General features: G+C 67.5%; 18 protein-coding genes. 6 read left to right on the top strand and 12 right to left on the bottom strand.

Annotated elements, in window-relative coordinates:
- Nucleotides 1-9: 9 nt before the first annotated feature.
- From rpsN to rplN, 4 genes are read right to left on the bottom strand one after another with little or no spacing between them, the layout of a single operon-like run.
- On the bottom strand, nt 10-315 hold the full coding sequence (gene rpsN / locus BM133_RS17820; protein ID WP_093436359.1) for a 30S ribosomal protein S14: 306 nt from the start codon (nt 313-315) through the stop codon (nt 10-12).
- A gap of 8 nt (nt 316-323) precedes the next feature.
- Nucleotides 324-863 carry a 50S ribosomal protein L5 gene (gene rplE / locus BM133_RS17815; RefSeq protein ID WP_093436357.1) on the bottom strand — a complete coding sequence of 180 codons (540 nt, stop codon included), beginning with the start codon at nt 861-863 and terminating at the stop codon, nt 324-326.
- Between the two features lie 11 nt (nt 864-874).
- Nucleotides 875-1,207, bottom strand: coding sequence for a 50S ribosomal protein L24 (gene rplX, locus BM133_RS17810; RefSeq protein WP_093436354.1), 333 nt, complete (start codon nt 1,205-1,207; stop codon nt 875-877).
- Nucleotides 1,208-1,220: 13 nt separating this feature from the next.
- Nucleotides 1,221-1,589, bottom strand: a complete 369-nt coding sequence (gene rplN, locus BM133_RS17805) for a 50S ribosomal protein L14 (protein WP_013544116.1) — start codon at nt 1,587-1,589, stop codon at nt 1,221-1,223.
- 242 nt (nt 1,590-1,831) lie between these two features.
- Here rplN and BM133_RS17800 point away from each other — a divergent pair, with 242 nt between their 5' ends.
- Nucleotides 1,832-2,974, top strand: a complete 1,143-nt coding sequence (locus tag BM133_RS17800) for an esterase-like activity of phytase family protein (protein WP_256219245.1) — start codon at nt 1,832-1,834, stop codon at nt 2,972-2,974.
- Entirely contained in the window at nt 2,971-3,828 is an 858-nt protein-coding gene (proC, locus tag BM133_RS17795; protein ID WP_093436352.1) for a pyrroline-5-carboxylate reductase, read from the top strand. Before BM133_RS17800 ends, proC begins: the two co-directional genes overlap by 4 nt.
- Before the next feature lie 6 nt (nt 3,829-3,834).
- On the opposite strand, the gene BM133_RS17790 is transcribed toward proC, so the two are convergent.
- From BM133_RS17790 to BM133_RS17770, 5 genes are all read right to left on the bottom strand, one after another.
- Nucleotides 3,835-4,302, bottom strand: coding sequence for a MaoC/PaaZ C-terminal domain-containing protein (locus BM133_RS17790; RefSeq protein ID WP_093436349.1), 468 nt, complete (start codon nt 4,300-4,302; stop codon nt 3,835-3,837).
- 10 nt (nt 4,303-4,312) lie between these two features.
- The gene (ubiA, locus tag BM133_RS17785) at nt 4,313-5,173 is read right to left on the bottom strand and encodes a 4-hydroxybenzoate octaprenyltransferase (RefSeq protein WP_093436348.1); all 861 of its coding nucleotides are present in this window, start codon (nt 5,171-5,173) and stop codon (nt 4,313-4,315) included.
- 97 nt (nt 5,174-5,270) lie between these two features.
- Nucleotides 5,271-5,852, bottom strand: a complete 582-nt coding sequence (locus BM133_RS17780) for a Dps family protein (protein ID WP_093436345.1) — start codon at nt 5,850-5,852, stop codon at nt 5,271-5,273.
- A 147-nt stretch (nt 5,853-5,999) separates the two neighbouring features.
- The gene (locus BM133_RS17775; RefSeq protein ID WP_093436343.1) at nt 6,000-6,965 is read right to left on the bottom strand and encodes a LysR substrate-binding domain-containing protein; all 966 of its coding nucleotides are present in this window, start codon (nt 6,963-6,965) and stop codon (nt 6,000-6,002) included.
- A gap of 99 nt (nt 6,966-7,064) precedes the next feature.
- Nucleotides 7,065-10,109, bottom strand: a complete 3,045-nt coding sequence (locus tag BM133_RS17770) for an autotransporter outer membrane beta-barrel domain-containing protein (RefSeq protein ID WP_093436340.1) — start codon at nt 10,107-10,109, stop codon at nt 7,065-7,067.
- 311 nt (nt 10,110-10,420) lie between these two features.
- Here BM133_RS17770 and BM133_RS17765 point away from each other — a divergent pair, with 311 nt between their 5' ends.
- Complete coding sequence (locus tag BM133_RS17765) at nt 10,421-11,053, top strand: LysE family translocator (protein WP_093436338.1); 633 nt, start codon at nt 10,421-10,423, stop codon at nt 11,051-11,053.
- Nucleotides 11,054-11,068: 15 nt separating this feature from the next.
- Here BM133_RS17765 and recG read toward each other — a convergent pair whose 3' ends face one another.
- Nucleotides 11,069-13,198 (bottom strand): ATP-dependent DNA helicase RecG, encoded by a 2,130-nt coding sequence (gene recG / locus BM133_RS17760; RefSeq protein ID WP_093436335.1) that lies wholly within the window; start codon nt 13,196-13,198, stop codon nt 11,069-11,071.
- 83 nt (nt 13,199-13,281) lie between these two features.
- Here recG and queA point away from each other — a divergent pair, with 83 nt between their 5' ends.
- Nucleotides 13,282-14,325 carry a tRNA preQ1(34) S-adenosylmethionine ribosyltransferase-isomerase QueA gene (gene queA, locus BM133_RS17755; protein ID WP_093436333.1) on the top strand — a complete coding sequence of 348 codons (1,044 nt, stop codon included), beginning with the start codon at nt 13,282-13,284 and terminating at the stop codon, nt 14,323-14,325.
- 14 nt (nt 14,326-14,339) lie between these two features.
- Complete coding sequence (gene tgt / locus BM133_RS17750; RefSeq protein WP_093436330.1) at nt 14,340-15,512, top strand: tRNA guanosine(34) transglycosylase Tgt; 1,173 nt, start codon at nt 14,340-14,342, stop codon at nt 15,510-15,512.
- 34 nt (nt 15,513-15,546) lie between these two features.
- On the opposite strand, the gene BM133_RS17745 is transcribed toward tgt, so the two are convergent.
- Nucleotides 15,547-15,918 carry a hypothetical protein gene (locus tag BM133_RS17745; RefSeq protein ID WP_256219243.1) on the bottom strand — a complete coding sequence of 124 codons (372 nt, stop codon included), beginning with the start codon at nt 15,916-15,918 and terminating at the stop codon, nt 15,547-15,549.
- A 138-nt stretch (nt 15,919-16,056) separates the two neighbouring features.
- On the opposite strand from BM133_RS17745, the gene BM133_RS17740 reads away from it, so the two are divergent.
- The gene (locus BM133_RS17740) at nt 16,057-16,839 is read left to right on the top strand and encodes an SDR family NAD(P)-dependent oxidoreductase (protein ID WP_093436326.1); all 783 of its coding nucleotides are present in this window, start codon (nt 16,057-16,059) and stop codon (nt 16,837-16,839) included.
- 111 nt (nt 16,840-16,950) lie between these two features.
- Here the strand turns inward: BM133_RS17740 and BM133_RS17735 are convergent, their stop codons facing one another.
- Nucleotides 16,951-17,328, bottom strand: coding sequence for a DUF3597 domain-containing protein (locus BM133_RS17735; RefSeq protein ID WP_093436324.1), 378 nt, complete (start codon nt 17,326-17,328; stop codon nt 16,951-16,953).
- Between the last annotated feature and the right edge of the window lie 149 nt (nt 17,329-17,477).

The raw sequence follows: 17,477 nt of genomic DNA, 5'->3' as shown, positions 1-17,477 counted from the left end.
CTGCCTGGCTTACCAGCTGGCCTTGGTGACACCGGGGATGTCGCCAGCGAAAGCCAGTTCACGGATCTTGGCGCGAGCCAGACCGAATTGACGGAAGGTGCCACGCGGACGACCGGTGATCGCGCAACGGTTGCGTTGGCGGGTCGGGTTCGCGTTGCGCGGAAGCTTTTGCAGGCCCAGGCGGGCGGCTGCGCGTTCTTCGTCGCTCTTCTTCAGGTCGTTGGAAGCTGCCTTCAGTTCAGCGTGCTTCGCAGCGAACTTGGCAACCAGCTTGTCGCGCTTGAGTTCGCGCTGGATCAAAGATTGTTTAGCCATGGTTCGCCTCAGTTCTTGAACGGGAAACGGAAAGCAGCGAGAAGCGCCTTGGCTTCTTCGTCGGTCTTGGCCGTCGTCGTGATGCTGATATTGAGACCGCGCAGGGCATCGACCTTGTCGTACTCGATCTCAGGGAAAATGATCTGTTCCTTGACGCCGATGTTGTAGTTGCCACGGCCGTCGAACGCACGGCCGGAGATGCCGCGGAAGTCGCGAACACGCGGCAGCGCGATGGTCACGAAACGGTCCAGGAACTCATACATCTGCACGCCACGCAGCGTGACCATGCAGCCGATCGGCTGGTTTTCGCGGATCTTGAAACCGGCGATAGCCTTCTTCGACTTGGTGACCACGGGCTTCTGGCCGGCGATCTTGGTCAGGTCGGCGACAGCGTTGTCGAGAACCTTCTTGTCGGCGACTGCTTCACCCACACCCATGTTCAGGGTGATCTTGGTGAGGCGGGGGACCTGCATCGGCGACTTGTAGCCGAACTTTTCCGTCAGGTCTTTCGCGATCTTTTCGCGATAGTGTTGTTGGAGACGTGCCATGTGAGTACCTCTTAGGCGAGCTTGATTTCGTCGCCGCTGGACTTGAAGACGCGAACAGCCACGCGCTTGCCGTCAGCACCCTGGGTGATCTTGATGCCCACGCGATCGGCCTTGCCGGTCGCGGCATTGAAGATCGCCACGTTGGATTGGTGAATGGGCATGGACTTCTCGACGATGCCACCGGTCGTACCCTTGAGCGGGTTCGGCTTGGTGTGCTTCTTCACGAGGTTCAGGCCTTCGATGACGATGTGCGCGTCGTCCTTGCGGAGCGACACGGTACCGCGCTTGCCCTTGTCACGACCGGCCAACACGATGACCTGGTCGCCTTTGCGAATCTTGTTCATGGCGTTGTTGTCCTTACAGAACTTCGGGTGCCAGCGACACGATCTTCATGAACTTCTCGGTGCGCAGCTCGCGCGTCACCGGTCCGAAGATGCGGGTGCCGATAGGCTCCAGCTTGGCGTTGAGCAACACGGCTGCGTTGCTGTCGAATTTCACGAGCGAGCCGTCGGCGCGACGGATGCCCTTGGCGGTGCGGACCACCACTGCGCTGTAGATCTCGCCCTTCTTGACGCGACCACGCGGAGCGGCTTCCTTGATGCTGACCTTGATGACGTCGCCCACGCTGGCATAACGCCGCTTGGAGCCACCGAGCACCTTGATACACAGGACGGATTTCGCGCCCGTGTTGTCGGCCACTTCGAGCCGGGATTCAGTTTGGATCATTTCTTGATATTCCCAACTTGTACCGATGAGCCTCCAGGAGGGAGACACCGCGGTCAGTCTTGGGCCCGTCGTCGGCACCTCGAACCACTCGAGGCACTTCCGCTTTGGGCTGAAAGCTTCGCCTTTTGGAAGCGAAGCCCGCGATTATTGCAGGCACTTCTGCCGATGTCAACCGACTCATTACACCACTGCGTGCTGGCACTAGACTCCGAGGCGTGCGCGCCGCTGCCAAAACCCATCTTTTGCTCCCCCTCCCCAGTCGCCGCAGCCTCCTGGGAGGCGCGGCCGCCGCGCTGGCGCTGGGCCTGGCCGGCTGCAGGAGCGCAACGCCGGTTCCGGACACAGGGCGCCTGCGGCGCATCGCCGAGGCGCGCTGGTCGCACAGGTTGCATATAGAAGACACCACGGCGGGCGGCCTCTCCGGCATCGACTACGACGCCAAGCGAGGTGAGTACCTGCTTATCAGCGATGACCGGTCAGACCTGGCGCCCGTTCGCTACTACACCGCTCGCTGGCCCTCACCGCAAGCCGCCCAGCCAGAGCCGACGGGCGTTGTTCAACTGCAACGCCCCGGTGGTGGCCCCTGGCCCGACCGCCGCCACGCGGTCAGCGGGCTCCCAGTTCCGGATCCCGAAGCCATCCGCCTGCGCCCATCCACCGGCACCTTGCTCTGGACCAGCGAAGGCGACATCGCCCGAGGTTTCGGCCCTGCGCTGTATGAATCGGCGCGTGACGGCCGCTTCTTGCGCGAATTCGCCCTGCCCGCCATGTTCACGCCCGATCCGGCCCAGCGCCGCGGCCCGCGCGACAACCTGACTTTCGAGGGCATTGCCCTCACGCCCGACGGCCGTTTCGCCTGGCTCTCGATGGAAAACGCCCTGGTCCAGGACGGCCCCATTCCCACCATCGGCACGCCCGGCGGCCCCTGCCGCTTCACCCAGGTCGACCTGGAGACCGGCCAGGCCACCCGCCAGATCGCCTACGTCCCCGACGCCATCCCCCTGCGCCCCCTCATCCCCGGCAGCTACGCCGACAACGGCGTGAGCGAGGTGCTGATGCTCGATGCGCATCGCATGCTGGTGCTCGAGCGCGCCTATGCCACGGGCGCCGGCAATTCGCTGCGCCTCTACGAAATCGACACCCGCGCCGCCAGCGACGTCTTGGCCATCGATGCGCTGGCGCCAGGCAACCACCAGCCCGTCGCCAAGACCCTGGTGGCCGATTTCGCCGCGCTCGGCCTGTCCCGCCTCGACAACACCGAGGGCATGTGCTGGGGACCGCCGCTGGCCAACGGCAACCGCCTGCTGGTGGTCGTGAGCGACGACAATTTCAATCCGCTGCAAGTGACCCAGTTCGCCGCCTTCGAATACATCGACCGACCATGACCATCGCCGTGACCTTCCTGCCCCGCACCGCCCCCGCGCCGCTGCCGCCCATCGCCTTCATCGGCGGCGGCAACATGGCCAGCGCCATCATCGGCGGACTGATCCAGCAAGGCACGCCGGCCGGCGCGTTCGATGTGGTCGAGCCTTTCGAGGCGGCGCGCACGAAGCTCGCGCAGTCCTTCGGCATCACGGCGCAAGCCGAGGCGAGCGAGGCACTTTCGCGCTGCGGTGTCGTCGTGTGGGCCGTCAAGCCGCAGGCCTTCGCGGAGGCCGCCAAGTCGGTGCGCGCTTTCGCCGCGGACGCGCTGCACCTGAGCGTGGCCGCAGGCATTCCGTCGGACAGCATCGCCCGCTGGGTCGGCACCGAACGCGTGGTGCGCGCCATGCCCAACACGCCCGCACTGGTCGGCCAGGGCATGACCGGCCTGTTCGCGCGGCCGGACGTCACCGGTGCAGATCGCGCGCTCGTCGGGCAACTGCTGACGCCCACGGGCGAACTGCTCTGGGTCGATGCCGAACCGGCGCTTGATGCGGTCACCGCCATGTCCGGCTCGGGCCCGGCCTACGTGTTCTATTTCATCGAGGCGATGACCGAGGCCGGTGTCGAGATGGGCCTCACGCCCGACCAGGCCCAGCGACTGGCCATCGGCACCTTCACCGGCGCCTCGGCGCTGGCGCACAGCGCGACCGAGCCGCCCTCGGTGCTGCGCGGGCGGGTGACCTCCAAGGGCGGCACGACCTACGCGGCGATCACCTCGCTGGAAGGCGCGGACGTCAAGGCGCAGTTCAAGACCGCCATTCGCGCCGCGCAGAAGCGCGCTGCCGAGTTGGGCGAGGAATTCGGGCGCGACTGAACCCGGTCAAACAGGCAATGCGCGCGGCCCGAGAAAGAACAGCCACTCGGCCGCCAGCGTGACGGTGCCGTCCTCGAGTTCGAGCAGCACATCTTCCTTCAGCAGAAAGCTGTCATCCGCCTTGGGCGTTGCGCCCAGGATGCGCACCCGGGCCCGGAAGCGCGCGCCGACCGGCATCGGCCTCACGAACCGCAGGCGGTCGAAGCCGTAGTTCAGCGCATGGTTCGCATCGAAGGGCAGCAGCGTGCGCATCGCCTCGCCGGTCAGCCGGATCAGGTGCGACACCTGGAAGAAGCCCGGCACGATCGTGCCGCCATAGCTCGCCTCGCGCGCCGCGCGCTCCGGGTCCAGGTGGATCCACTCGCCTTCGCCGTCGCCCGAGAGCGCCGCGTAGCGGTCGACCATCTCCTGAGTGATGGCATGCCATTCGGACAGGCCTTCCTGGCCGATCTTCTGGGTCAGGCGGTCGAGCATGTGCGTCCCTTCAACGGATGGCGTAGCCGGCCACGACGCCGGCGAACACGGTGAAGCCCAGCCAGTGGTTCAGCCGGAAGGCCTTGAAGCAGCCATCGCGAGTCCGCTCGCGAATCAGCCACCAGTGCCAGAGCGCCTGCCCCGCGGCGATGGCGATCCCCGCGAAGAACAGCACGCCCAGCGACCGGCTGGCACCGGCCCACGCCCAGGTCGCCAGGAAGATCGCGTAGCTCAGCATCACCGCCGCCACGTCGAAGCGGCCAAAGGTGATGGCCGAGGTCTTCATGCCGATCTTCAGGTCGTCGTCGCGGTCGACCATGGCGTATTCGGTGTCGTAGGCCAGCACCCAGAACAGGTTGCCGGCCAGCAGCCACGCGGCGAACGCGGGCACGGTCGCCTGCACCGCCGCAAAGGCCATCGGAATGCCGAAGCTGAAGGCGATGCCCAGCACCGCCTGCGGGATCGACACGAAGCGCTTGGCGAACGGATAGATCAGCGTGATGGCCAGCGCCGCGAACGACCACAGCACCGTCACGCGGTTGGTGGTGAGCACCAGACCGAACGCCATCAACGCCAGCACGGCACCGAGCGCGAGCGCTTCCCTGACCGATATCGCGCCGCTGGTCACGGGCCGCTGGGCGGTGCGCTTGACGTGGCGGTCGAAGTCGCGGTCGGCCACGTCGTTGATGCAGCAGCCCGCGCTGCGCATGAGGAAGGTGCCGAGCGTGAACACCACGACCAGCTGCCAGCCCGGCCAGCCGTCGGCCGCGAACCAGAGCGCGCCCAGCGTGGGCCAGAGCAGCAACAGCCAGCCCGCCGGGCGGTTCCAGCGGATCAGGTCGAGGTAGAGCGCGAGGCGACGGGCAAGCATGCGGCAAGAAAAAAAGAACGAAAACGACGGACGAAAAAAGAGCGGCCATTGTGCCGCTCTCGGTTTTCGCTTCCCGGATTCCGGGACGCCTGTTGACTCAATCCTCGAGCAGCGAGCGCAGCATCCAGGCCGTCTGGTCGTGCACCGTGCAGCGCGCGGTCAGCATGTCGGCGGTCGGGTCGTCGCCGGCCTCTTCCGCCACGGGGATGAATTCGCGCGCGATGCGGGAGACCGTCTCATGGCCCTTGACCAGGATGCGCACCATCTCCATCGCCTTGGGCGGGGTCTGGGGCACGTCGGGCACGGTGGCGATCTTGCTGAACTCGGCGTACGAGCCCGGCGCGTAGTGGCCGAGGGCGCGGATGCGTTCGGCAAGCACGTCGGTCGCGCCCCACAGCTCGGTGTACTGGCCCATGAACATCGCGTGCAGCGAGTTGAAGTGCGGGCCGGTCACGTTCCAGTGGAAGTTGTGGGTCGTGAGGTACAGCGTGTAGGTGTCGGCCAGCACGCGGCTGAGGCCCTCGGCGATGGCCGCGCGGTCCTGGCGCTCGATGCCGATGTTGATGATCGGCGCGTTGCGGCTGCCGGACTCCTGCGCGACGACGGTACCGCCCTTCTTGGGCACCTTGCCCGAGGAGGGGGTGGACGCTGGCTTGGTTTTCTTTGGAGCTTTGGCCATGGCGAGTGGTCTTTCTTCAAGTGGAGAGGAACATGTCGATTCTCGAAGCCGGCACGCGGCTTCGCAACAGCGTCACTCTATCCCAGCGATCAACGATTCAAAACCGTCGGCGCGTAGGTCAACGTCGCAAATCGTTGCGACAAACCGCTATGACAAGCGCTTGACGCCCGGCAGCTCGCAGGCATAGATCGCATTGCGCAGCGCCGCGATCGCCTCGTAGCGCGTGAAGGTGCGCCGCCACGCCAGCACCACGCGGCGCGTGGGCGGGTCGCGGTCGTGTGCATCGCGCACCGGCAGGTAGCGCACCATTTGCTCGGAGTCCTTGCGGCCTTTGCCCTTGGGCTTGAGCGCCTCGGCCGGCACCGACAGCCGCGGCACCAGCGTCACGCCCATGCCCGAGGCCACCATGTGCTTGATGGTTTCGAGCGACGAGCCCTCGAAGCTCTTGCGGATGCCTTCGGCATTGCTGGAGAAGCGGGCGAACTCGGGGCACACCTCGAGCACATGGTCGCGAAAGCAGTGGCCGGTGCCCAGCAGCAGCATGGTCTCGTTCTGCAGCTCGTCGGAGGTGATCGATTCGCGGCTGGCGAACTTGTGGTTGACCGGCAGCGCGGCCATGAAGGGCTCGTCGTACAGCGGCGCCATCGCAAGGCCCGTGTCCGGGAAGGGCTCGGCCATCACGGCGCAGTCGATCTCCCCGGCGCGCAGCATTTCCAGCAGCTTGGCGGTGAAGTTCTCCTGCAGCACCAGCGGCATCTGCGGCGTGCGTGCGATCACCTGGCGCACCAGGTCGGGCAGGAGGTACGGGCCGATGGTGTAGATCACGCCCAGGTTCAGCGGGCCGGCCAGCGGGTCCTTGCCGCGCTTGGCGATTTCCTTGATGCTGGCGGCCTGGTCGAGCACGCTTTGCGCCTGCTGCACGATCTGCTCGCCCAGCGGCGTGACGGTCACTTCGCCGGCACTGCGCTCGAAGAGCTTGACCTCCAGTTCGTCCTCCAGCTTCTTGATGGCCACCGAGAGGGTCGGTTGGGAGACGTAGCAGGCCTCGGCCGCCTTGCCGAAGTGCCGTTCGCGGGCTACTGCGACGATGTATTTGAGTTCGGTGAGAGTCATAGCTTGCGTCAATTATGCGCAAGCCTCCGTGACCCGGCGTTGTCAGGGGTCGATGCCAGCGTCATCCTTGCCCCCGACGGACGCTCCTGGATCGCCCCCTCACCACTTCACGCGCATCCCCAGGCTGGCATTGATGCCGCTCTTCACGCGCGCGCTGCCGCCGGAGGCGAACAGCTTGCCCGCTTCCGCATAGAGGCTGGTTAGCTCGCCGACGGCCAGGGTGGCGCCGGCTGCGAGTTCGGTGCTGGTGCCGCCCGTGCGGGTGCCGATGTCGGTCCAGCCTGCAGGGCCGATGAAGCGCGCCACGTCCGTGCCGCTGGAGGTGCGGTAGACGTTCAGCCGCGCATACGGCTGCAGCACGCCCGCCCCGGTGGCGATCTGGCCCTTCACCCGCACGCCGGCGCGAACCGTCCAGCCGCTGTCGGTGTCCTGCGAGACGCGAGCGCCGAAGAGCGTCACGTCCTCCAGGTTCACGCGCTGGTGCACCAGCTGCAATTGCGGCTCGATCTTCCAGTCGCTGCCGAGCGCGAAGCTCTGGCCCACTTCCAGCGACAGCAGCGTGCTCCTGCCCTTGCCGGAAGCAGACGGCGAGCTGTCGAACGGGCCCGTCGTGTAGCGGTGGCGGCCGCCCTGCAGCACCGCGTCGGCGTAGAAGCCCGCGTCGCTCGTGAAGTTGCCGTACAGGCCCAGGTAGTCGCTGCGCAGGTCGTTGCTGCCGACGGCAAGGTCGAACACGCCGCGCGCGAAGCCACGGGTGCGGGCATCGCCTTCGAGCCGGCCGACGTACACGCCGGCGCGCCAGTTGCGGTCGGCCCACAGGTCGGTGCCGGCCTGCAGGCCCGTGAGGCGCCCCTCGCTCCTCGGGCTCACCGTGCCTTGCTGGCTGATATCGATGTTCGTGCTGATGACCCGGCCCCAGGCGCTGCGCAGCGGCACGCCGGTCTCCTCGCCCGCATCGTTGCGGCCGACCCGGGCGTCGTCGTCGCCCATGCGCACGCGCGAACTGCCCAGCATGGCGAGGTTGCCCTGGCGCAGTTGCTCGGGCAGCGCGGCGAGCATCGGGACCTCCGTGCGGTAGGCCGGCAGTTGCGATCCTGGGAACGGCGCCGTTGACCGCAGATACCAGTTTTCACCCGCGCCATTGACGTCGGCCGCGTGCAGCCTGTATTCGTAGGCGCCCGCATCCACGTGACCGCCTGCGAGCGCGAAGGCATCCTTGGTGGTCTGCGCCGTTGTCGTCGCACCATTGATTGCGCTGATGAGTTCGACGCCGTTGCCGATGGTCATGGCGCCGAGGCTGCCGAAGTTGGCGATCTGCACCGACGTACGGCCGCTGGCGCTTGCACCCACGCCATCAAGGACGAGCCGGTCGCTTGCGGGGCTACCAAGGCCCGGGACGATGCCCAGCCGCAGCGTGCCGTTGTTGCCCACATAGGCGCCGGTGATGGTGAGCGTCGTTCCCGGCGCGGCGCCAACCAGCGAGACCACGCCGCTGTTCGCCAGCGAGGGCAGCTTCTGGCTGAAGCCCGCCAGGTCGAGCGTGCCGCCCGCGCCCACGCTGTGCGCGGACGCACCGCTGAACGCGTTGACCGCTCCCGCCTTGAGCGTGCCGCCGTTCACCGCGGTGCTGCCCGTGTAGCTGTTCTGGCCGCTCAGGGTCAGCGTGCCGGCGCCCAGCTTCTCCAGGCTGCCTGCGTAGACCCGCGTGCCGCGCGCGGCTTCGCGGGCCACGCCCGTGGCGTACTCGCTGCGGTCCGCATCGCTCGCGCCGCCGGGCAGGCCCGCGGTCCAGCCGCGCGTCTGCTTGGTCGCTTCCCAGGCGGTGGCCTCGGCGGCGTCTTCCGCGCGGCGCGCCCTGATCGCGACATCGGAGATGTCGTTCGACCAGGTGTCGTTCTGCCCCTGCGTGTCGATCGCGAACGGCCCGATGAACTGCCCCGGCCCGTTCATCGCGCGCCGCAGGCTCGGCGTGCCCCAGCCGTTGACCACGTCGGGCACCTTCACCTGCTGGCCCGCCTCGGGGTTGGCCATCGTGCCGGTGCCGGCCGCGTCGACGATCGTCGCGTTCTGCGTCGCGGTGGTCTTGAGCACCGTGAGCACCTGCTCGTTGGTCATGTAGCTGAAGCGCTCCATGATCAACGCGAGCGCGCCCGACGCATGCGGCGCGGCCATCGAGGTGCCCGACAGCGACGCGTAGCCGCCGGCCAGCACGGTGCCGTTGATCTGGAAGCCCGGCGCGGTGACGCAGGTCCACTTCGCCACGCCGCACTTGTTGTAGCGCTGCGTGCCGGGCACGTTGACGGAGCCGTCGGCATTGAAGGTCTGCCCGATATTGCTCAGCGCGGAAACCGCGAGCCAGTTCGTCTCGAGCTCGGGGTTGAAGTACGGCGCGGCCGCCCGTGGGCTGGGGTTGAGCCAGCCGCCGTTGCCCGCGCTGAACACCATCAGCGTGCCCGTCTTCGCGGCATCGAACGCGCCCTGGATCCAGGTGTTGTTGGCCACGTAGTAGCCGTTGGCGGTGTGCAACTGCGCGAGGGTGTTGTACTGCTCGCCGGTCGGCGGACTGCCCCAGCTGGTGCTGATGATGCGCACGCCCTGCGCGTTGGCCGCGCGGTAGGCATCGGCGATGTGCTGGTTGTCCACCGTGATGACCGGCGAATCGCCGGGCAGCGGCCGCCCGAAGTTGGCGCCGTCGGTCTTGGCCGTGTTGGCCACGAAGAGGTCCGCGTTGAAGGCCACGCCATGCATGTTCTCCACAGCGGTCCCGCCATCGCGGTTCGCAGCGATGGTGCCGCCGACATGCGTGCCATGGCGGTCGTTGTACGCGCCGTTGTAGGCGCCGGGAATCGCGCCCACCGGCACGCCGTGATAACGCGAGACCGGGAACTCGGGATGCGAGGCGTCGTAGCCCGAGTCGACCTCGCCGATCCTGATGCCCGCGCCGCTCACGCCTGCCGCGTAGGCGTATTCGGTGCCCATCGCGACGAGGCCCCAGTCGCGCATGAACTCGGCGGTGCGCCAACTGGCCGGCGCACCGATCATTCCCGGGTCGCCGGCGTAGGTCTGGATGGCCCATGCCTGGTGCGATGCGAGGCCGGCAACGGCCATGGCGAGCGCGAGTCTGTTCATCCTCTTCGAAGTCATTGCGACTTTCCTCCGTGCAGTGTGTTGTTCGAATAGTCAGCGCGTGAACCGCGCTGCGAAACGCGTGCAAGACGCGGACCAGTAGCGAAAAAGTCTGAAGAAAAAAGCAGCCCCGCACCGCCATCGAAAGCCGTGCGAAAAGGCATCGCGGCGCAGTCTAGAAAACAAGCCGCGCAACAAGAACCCCGCGTAAACACCGTGGCGCTAATGCAGCGTTGTTGCATCTGCAGGCTTTCGTCGTACACATCGCGAAGGCTGCGGATAATGGCGAACCTTCGTCATCGCGGTTATCTACGTAGCAGGATGCAACCATGAGCTTGTCCACCTATCTGTTGTTTCTTCCGGCCTGCTTTGCCATCAACATGGCCTTCGGCCCCAACAACCTGCTGTCGGTCACCAACGGTGCGCGGCACGGCGTGTCGCCCGCAGTGATCGCGGCCGGCGGGCGCCTGGTGGCCTTCGCACTCATGATTGCCGTCGCGGGCCTGGGCATGGGCGCGGTGCTGGTGGCCTCGGAGCTGGCCTTCGATGTCATCAAGTACATCGGTGCCGCGTATCTCGTGTGGATCGGCATCCGCCTCTTGCGCGCACCGGCGCCCACGGCCGATGTGCAATCGCTGGGCACCGCCGCACCGCCTTCGCTGCGCGCGCTGGCGCGGCAGGAGTTCACCGTGGCGGCCGGCAATCCGAAGGCCATCCTGGTGTTCACCGCGTTCTTCCCGCAGTTCGTGGTGCCCGGCGCGTACGCCTCCAGCTATGTGCTGCTGGGCGCGACCTTCCTGGTGTTCGAACTGGTCGCGATCGCGCTCTACGCCATGCTCGGCGCGCGCATGCGCCGGCTGGCGAACGGCAGCCGCGCGATGCGCTGGTTCAACAAGGTGAGCGGCAGCATGATGGTCGGCTTCGGGCTGATCCTCGCCTTCACGCGTCGGCCCTCGGCGTAAACAGCGCGAGGCCGCTCAGGCCTTCAGGTACTCGGCCTTGGTGCCGAGCCAGCGATCGATGTGGCGCTGGGCCAGCTCGGCGTGCTTCTCGAGCATCACGGGGGCGAGTTCGCGGGCCCAGTCGAGCAGCAGCGTGTCGGTGGTCAGGTCGGCGAAGCGCAGCAGCGGCGCCCCTGACTGACGCGCACCCAGGAATTCACCGGGCCCGCGAATCTCCAGGTCGCGCCGCGCGATCTCGAAGCCGTCGCCCGTTTCGGCCATCGCCTTGAGCCGCGCGCGCGCCGCCTCGCCCACGCGGCCGCTGTCGCCCGGTGCGTAGAGCAGCACGCAGGCCGAGGCTGCGGCGCCGCGCCCCACGCGGCCGCGCAGCTGGTGCAGTTGCGAGAGCCCGAAGCGCTCCGCATGTTCGATCACCATCAGCGAGGCGTTCGGCACATCGACGCCCACTTCGATCACCGTCGTGCTCACCAGCACCTGGATCTCGTTGGCGGTGAAGGCCGCCATCACGGCCTGCTTCTCGGCCGTCGGCATGCGCGAATGCAGCAGGCCGACGTGGATGGCCTCGCCGAGCGTGCCGGCCAGTTCGTCGCGCGTCTCGGTGGCGTTGCGCAGGTCGACCGCTTCGCTCTCTTCGATCAACGGGCACACCCAGTAGACCTGCCGGCCCTGTGCGATCTGCGCCTGGATGCGGTCGATCACCTCGTCGCGCCGGTGATCGGCCACCAGCTTGGTGACGATGGGCGTGCGGCCCGGCGGCAACTCGTCCAGCGTGGAGACGTCCAGGTCGGCGTAGTAGCTCATCGCCAGCGTGCGCGGAATCGGCGTGGCGCTCATCATCAAGAGGTGCGGCTCGAGATGGCCGACGGCCTTGCCGCGCAGCGCGAGCCGCTGCGCGACGCCGAAGCGGTGCTGCTCGTCGATGATCGCGAGCGCGAGGTTCTTGAAGCGCACCTTCTCCGAGATGACGGCATGCGTGCCGATGACCAGCGCAGCCTCGCCGCTCTCGACCGCGGCCGACATTGCATCGCGCTCTTTTTTCTTCTGGCTGCCGGTGAGCCAGGCCACGCGCAAGCCGCGTTCGGCAAGCAGCGGATCGAGCCAGCCGACCAGCTTGCCGAAGTGCTGGGCCGCGAGGATTTCGGTCGGCGCCATCAGCGCGCATTGAAAGCCCGCATCGATGGCGCGCGCCGCCGCGAGCGCCGCCACCACGGTCTTGCCCGAGCCCACGTCGCCTTGCAGCAGCCGGTGCATCGGGATCTCGCGGCCGAGGTCGCGCGTGATCTCCTCGCCCACGCGCTGCTGCGCATCGGTCAGCCCGAAGGGCAGCACGGCGAGCAGTTGCGCATGCAGCGAAGTCGCCACGGGTTCCGGCGACGAAGGCAGCACCGGCGCGCGCTGGGCCGCACGTTCCAGCCGGGCCTGCAGCTGCGAGAGCTGTTGCGCGAGCAGTTCCTCGGCCTTGATGCGCTGCCACGCCGGGTGGCTGTGGTCTTCGAGCGTCGCCATCGCCACGTCGGGTGTGGGGTAGTGCAGAAAGGTCAGCGAACTGCGCAGGTCCCACGCGCCGCGCAAGCCGATCTGCACCGGAATCGTCTCATCGAGCACCGCGCGTGCGAGGCCCGAGCGCACCTCGCGCCGCAGCACCGGCTGCGCCAGGCCCGCGACGGTCGAGTAGACCGGCGTGAGCGCCTCCGGCAGCGAAGTGCCCGCGGCCTTGACCGTGGGATGCATGATCTGCCGCCCCACGAAACCACCGCGCATCTCGCCCCGCACGCGCACCCGCGCGCCGACCGCGAGCTGCTTTTGCTGCGAGGGATAGAAGTTGAAGAAGCGCAACTGGCAGGTGTCGCTGCCGTCGTCGATGGTGCAGATCAACTGGCGGCGCGGGCGAAACACCACCTCGCACTCGGTGACCACGCCCTCGACCTGCGCCATGTCGCCGTCGCGTGTGTCGGCGAGCTTGACGATCCGCGTTTCGTCCTCGTAGCGCATCGGGAGGTAGAGGGCGAAGTCGATGTCGCGCACGAGGCCCAGCTTGCGCAGGGCGCGCTGCACGAGGCTCAGGCCCGAACCCGGCGCGGCGGGTGCGGCAGCAGGCGCCGCAACGGGCTTTTCAGGGGGCAGGGACTTCGCGGCAGCGGGCATGGGACAATTCTGCCCGGCTCCCGCCTTCTTTTTCTTCTTTTCCCATGCCTCCTTGGCACGGGCCCGTCCGGCCCTCAAGCACCATGCGCGCCTTCACGCTTTCCGATTTCGATTTCGACCTGCCCCCCCAATTGGTGGCGCAACACCCGGCCACCGAACGCACATCCTCCCGTCTCCTCGACGGCACGGGCGACGCACCGGCCGACCGCATCTTCAAGGACCTGCCCTCGCTGCTGCGCGAGGGCGACCTGCTGGTCTTCAACGACACGCGCGTGGTCAAGGCGCGCCTGTTCGGCGAGAAGCCGACCGGCGGCAAGCTCGAACTGCTGGTCGAGCGCGTGCTGCAGGGCCACGAGGTCGTGGCGCACATGAAGGTGAGCAAGAAGCCGCCGGTGGGCACCACGCTGCAGATGGTCGGCGGCTTCCGCGCGACGTTGCTCGGCCGCTGGCCCGAGGAAGACGGCGCGCTGTTCCGTTTCGGCTTCGAGAGCGATGCGGGCGAAGACCCCTACGCATTGATGTCGCGTTGCGGCCACGTGCCGCTGCCGCCCTACATCACGCACACCGACTCGGCCGACGACGAGAGCCGCTACCAGACCGTGTTCGCGCGCGTGCCCGGCGCGGTGGCTGCGCCGACCGCCGCATTGCACTTCGACGAAGGGCTGCTGGCCAACCTCGAAGCGCGCGGCGTGCAGCGCGCCAGCGTCACGCTGCATGTGGGCGCCGGCACCTTCCAGCCGGTGAAGACCGAGAACATCGCCGAGCACACGATGCACGCCGAGCGCTACGAGGTGCCCGAGGCCACGCAGCGCGCCATCGCCGAATGCAAGGCGCGCGGCGGCCGCGTCGTTGCCGTGGGCACGACCACCGTGCGCACGCTCGAATCGTGGGCCAGCAGCGGCGAGGCCGCGGGCGACACGCGCATCTTCATCACGCCGGGCTTCGCCTTCGCGCACGTCGATGTGCTGGTGACCAACTTCCATCTGCCCAAGAGCACGCTGATGATGCTGGTCTCGGCCTTCGCGGGCTACGAGCGGGTGATGGCGCTGTATGCCCACGCCATCGCCAACCACTACCGCTTCTTCAGCTACGGCGACGCGATGCTGCTCGCCCGGCAAGTGGACTGAACGGACTGAACGACATGCTGAACTTCGAACTCCTCAAGACCGACCCCGACAGCCACGCGCGCCGCGCCACGCTCACGCTCAACCACGGCAAGGTGCAGACGCCGATCTTCATGCCCGTGGGCACCTACGGCACCGTCAAGGGCGTGATGCCGCGCAGCCTGGAAGAGATGGGCGCGCAGATCATCCTGGGCAACACCTTCCACCTGTGGATGCGCCCCGGCCTGGACGTGATGGCCAGCTTCGGCGGGCTGCACCAGTTCGAGAAGTGGACCAAGCCCATCCTCACCGACTCGGGCGGCTTCCAGGTGTGGTCGCTGGGCGCGATGCGCAAGATCAGCGAGGAGGGCGTGAAGTTCGCCTCGCCCGTCAACGGCGACAAGCTCTTTCTCACGCCCGAGGTCTCGATGCAGATCCAGACCATCCTGAACAGCGACATCGCGATGCAGTTCGACGAGTGCACGCCCTACGACACCAAGGGCCACATCACGACCGAGGCCGAGGCGCGCATCTCGATGGAACTGAGCCTGCGCTGGGCCAAGCGCTGCCAAAGCGAATTCACGCGACTGGAGAACCCCAACGCGCTCTTCGGCATCGTGCAGGGCGGCATGTTCGAGAACCTGCGCGAAGAGTCGCTCGCCGCGCTGGTCGACATGGACTTTCCCGGCTACGCCATCGGCGGCGTGAGCGTGGGCGAGCCCAAGGAAGAGATGCTGCACATCATGGGCCACACGCCGCACCGGCTGCCCGCGAACAAGCCGCGCTACCTGATGGGCGTGGGCACGCCCGAGGACCTGGTGCAGGGCGTGGCCGACGGCGTGGACATGTTCGACTGCGTGATGCCGACCCGCAACGCGCGCAACGGCACGATGTTCACGCGCTTCGGCGACCTGAAGATGCGCAACGCGCGCCACAAGAGCGACCCGCAGCCGGTGGACCCGAGCTGCACCTGCCATGCGTGCGCGGGCACCTCGGGCGTCAGCTGGAACGACGGCGGGCGCGAAGGCTTCAGCCGCGCCTACCTGCATCACCTGGATCGCTGCGGCGAAATGCTCGGGCCGATGCTGTGCACCATCCACAACCTGCACTACTACCTGAACCTGATGACCGAGATTCGCGCGGCGCTCGACGCGGGCACGTTCACGGAATTTCGCGCGCGGTTCAAGTCCGAGCGCGCGCGGGGCGTCTAGCGGCGAAGGCGGCACGGCCTCCCCGGCGCTCCGTCTATTTCGCGGCGCCCGGCGCCTTGATCGCCAGCGGCGTGGTGTACGGCTCGATGCGCAGCAGCTCGTTCCTGAAGACCACGACCTGCCGCAGCGGCGCCTGCACCAGCGCGCCACCCTCGCCGTGCTGCGAGGCGTATTGCCAGAGCGTGAGCTGGCCCTTGTCGGCCAGCATCGCGGCCAGGCGCTGCACGGGCGGCGTCGCGCCGGCGCCGAGCTGGGCCGCCTCGATGCCGACGACGACGTCGTCGCGCGGCGAGACCACCTTGAACAGCAGGATGGGCGCCGCCGCCTGGGCGCGCACCTGCCGCGCCACGATGAGGGCGGGGAGCAGCGCAAAGCTGACGAGGGCGCGGCGATGGAAGGAGTTCATGCCGGCAAGCCTATCCACGCCGGGCCTTCCTGCACACATGCCGGAAGCCATACGCCGGGCGGAAGCCCGCGTTTCCACCATGGCCGCCGCATCCGGTACGCTCGTGCCCTGTTTCCACCGCCGTCGTCTTCATTTCCCATGACCACAGCCTCTCCCACTTCCCCCTACACCGCCCGCTATCCGTCGCTCGCCGGGCGCACCGTCTTCATCTCGGGCGGTGCCAGCGGCATCGGCGAGGCGCTGGTGCGGGCCTTCCATGCGCAGGGCGCGAAAGTAGGCTTCTGCGACCTCGATACGGCGGCCGGCACCGCGCTCGCCGCCCAGCTGCAGGGCGAATCGCCCGCGATGTTCACCGCCTGCGACGTGACCGACGCCGCGGCGTTGGCCGCCACCATCGCCGGTGTGCGGGCGCGCTTCGGGCCCATCGGCGTGCTGCTGAACAACGCGGCCAACGACCGGCGCCATGAAATGGCCGATGTCACGAGCGAAGATTTCGACCGCCTGGTGGCCGTCAACATCAAGCACCAGTTCTTCGCAGCGCAGGCCGTGGCCGGCGACATGCGCGCGCTGGGCGGTGGATCGATCATCAACTTCGGCTCGATCAGTTGGATGATGAAAGGCCGCGGCTACCCGGTCTACCAGGCCTGCAAGGCCGGCGTGCGCGGCCTCACGCGCTCGCTGGCGCGCGACCTGGGCAAGCAGAACATCCGGGTCAACACGATCATGCCGGGCTGGGTGATGACCGAGCGGCAGATCAAGCTGTGGGTCAAGCCCGAGTCGGCCGCCGAGATCGATGCCGCGCAGTGCCTGCCGGGGCGCGTGATGGCCGAGGACATTGCGGCGATGGCGCTGTTCCTGGCGGCTGACGATTCGAAGATGTGCACCGCGCAGGACTACGTGGTGGATGCCGGCTGGACCTGAAGCCTTTGGCTTCCTTTCTCCTCTTCGTCGAGGCAGGAAGCAAGAAAGAGGCAGAAAGCAAAAAAGCCCGGCATGGCCGGGCTTTTTCGTTGGCGTGTTCCGGGGACCGGATCAGTCGCGCAGTTCGGCTGGCAGCGTGCCGCCATTGGCTGCGATGCGGCTCATCACCTGCTTGTGCAGGCCGATGTTCCATTCTGCCGAACCCGGCTCGCCGTCGCTGTAGAGAATTTCGCTGGCCAGTTCCTTGCGCGCGGCGAGGCTGCTGTCCAGGCCCAGCAACTTGAGCAGGTCGACGATCGAGGTGCGCCAGTTCAGGCCGGCGGCACCAGGCATCGCGTCCAGGATGGCGGGCACGTCGCCCAGCGGGATCGAGGGCGGTGGTGCCGCAACGGCCGGTGCGCCCGATGCAGCCGCCGGCGGTGCGGCGACGACTTCAGCGGCGTTGGCCGACGGAAAAATCTTGGAAAAAATCTTGCCGAAAAAGCTCATGGTAGGAGGTCCTCGTCGTGCGTGGTAGAGGCCGGGCGACGCATGAAAGTGAACGCCGGCTGCGTGCGAAATGCAGCGCAGGCCAAGGTTCTAACACCTTGCGGCGACAGCTTCGCCAAAATTGGCCATGCAGCGTGCGGAATACCCGC

Source organism: Variovorax sp. 770b2 (assembly GCF_900115685.1).
Lineage (GTDB): Bacteria > Pseudomonadota > Gammaproteobacteria > Burkholderiales > Burkholderiaceae_C > Variovorax.
Note: the sequence above shows the minus strand (reverse complement) of the source record. Positions and strands in the feature narration are given on the sequence as shown.

What these genes read in the sequence shown, in the direction of transcription:
- BM133_RS17745 (WP_256219243.1), bottom strand. Translation starts at nt 15,918, where the DNA reads ATGAACTCCTTCCATCGCCGCGCCCTCGTCAGCTTTGCGCTGCTCCCC.
- BM133_RS17735 (WP_093436324.1), bottom strand. Translation starts at nt 17,328, where the DNA reads ATGAGCTTTTTCGGCAAGATTTTTTCCAAGATTTTTCCGTCGGCCAAC.
- rplE (WP_093436357.1), bottom strand. Translation starts at nt 863, where the DNA reads ATGGCACGTCTCCAACAACACTATCGCGAAAAGATCGCGAAAGACCTG.
- BM133_RS17770 (WP_093436340.1), bottom strand. Translation starts at nt 10,109, where the DNA reads ATGACTTCGAAGAGGATGAACAGACTCGCGCTCGCCATGGCCGTTGCC.
- tgt (WP_093436330.1), top strand. Translation starts at nt 14,340, where the DNA reads ATGCTGAACTTCGAACTCCTCAAGACCGACCCCGACAGCCACGCGCGC.
- BM133_RS17765 (WP_093436338.1), top strand. Translation starts at nt 10,421, where the DNA reads ATGAGCTTGTCCACCTATCTGTTGTTTCTTCCGGCCTGCTTTGCCATC.
- proC (WP_093436352.1), top strand. Translation starts at nt 2,971, where the DNA reads ATGACCATCGCCGTGACCTTCCTGCCCCGCACCGCCCCCGCGCCGCTG.
- ubiA (WP_093436348.1), bottom strand. Translation starts at nt 5,173, where the DNA reads ATGCTTGCCCGTCGCCTCGCGCTCTACCTCGACCTGATCCGCTGGAAC.
- rpsN (WP_093436359.1), bottom strand. Translation starts at nt 315, where the DNA reads ATGGCTAAACAATCTTTGATCCAGCGCGAACTCAAGCGCGACAAGCTG.
- BM133_RS17780 (WP_093436345.1), bottom strand. Translation starts at nt 5,852, where the DNA reads ATGGCCAAAGCTCCAAAGAAAACCAAGCCAGCGTCCACCCCCTCCTCG.
- BM133_RS17790 (WP_093436349.1), bottom strand. Translation starts at nt 4,302, where the DNA reads ATGCTCGACCGCCTGACCCAGAAGATCGGCCAGGAAGGCCTGTCCGAA.
- BM133_RS17775 (WP_093436343.1), bottom strand. Translation starts at nt 6,965, where the DNA reads ATGACTCTCACCGAACTCAAATACATCGTCGCAGTAGCCCGCGAACGG.
- recG (WP_093436335.1), bottom strand. Translation starts at nt 13,198, where the DNA reads ATGCCCGCTGCCGCGAAGTCCCTGCCCCCTGAAAAGCCCGTTGCGGCG.
- queA (WP_093436333.1), top strand. Translation starts at nt 13,282, where the DNA reads ATGCGCGCCTTCACGCTTTCCGATTTCGATTTCGACCTGCCCCCCCAA.
- BM133_RS17740 (WP_093436326.1), top strand. Translation starts at nt 16,057, where the DNA reads ATGACCACAGCCTCTCCCACTTCCCCCTACACCGCCCGCTATCCGTCG.
- rplX (WP_093436354.1), bottom strand. Translation starts at nt 1,207, where the DNA reads ATGAACAAGATTCGCAAAGGCGACCAGGTCATCGTGTTGGCCGGTCGT.
- rplN (WP_013544116.1), bottom strand. Translation starts at nt 1,589, where the DNA reads ATGATCCAAACTGAATCCCGGCTCGAAGTGGCCGACAACACGGGCGCG.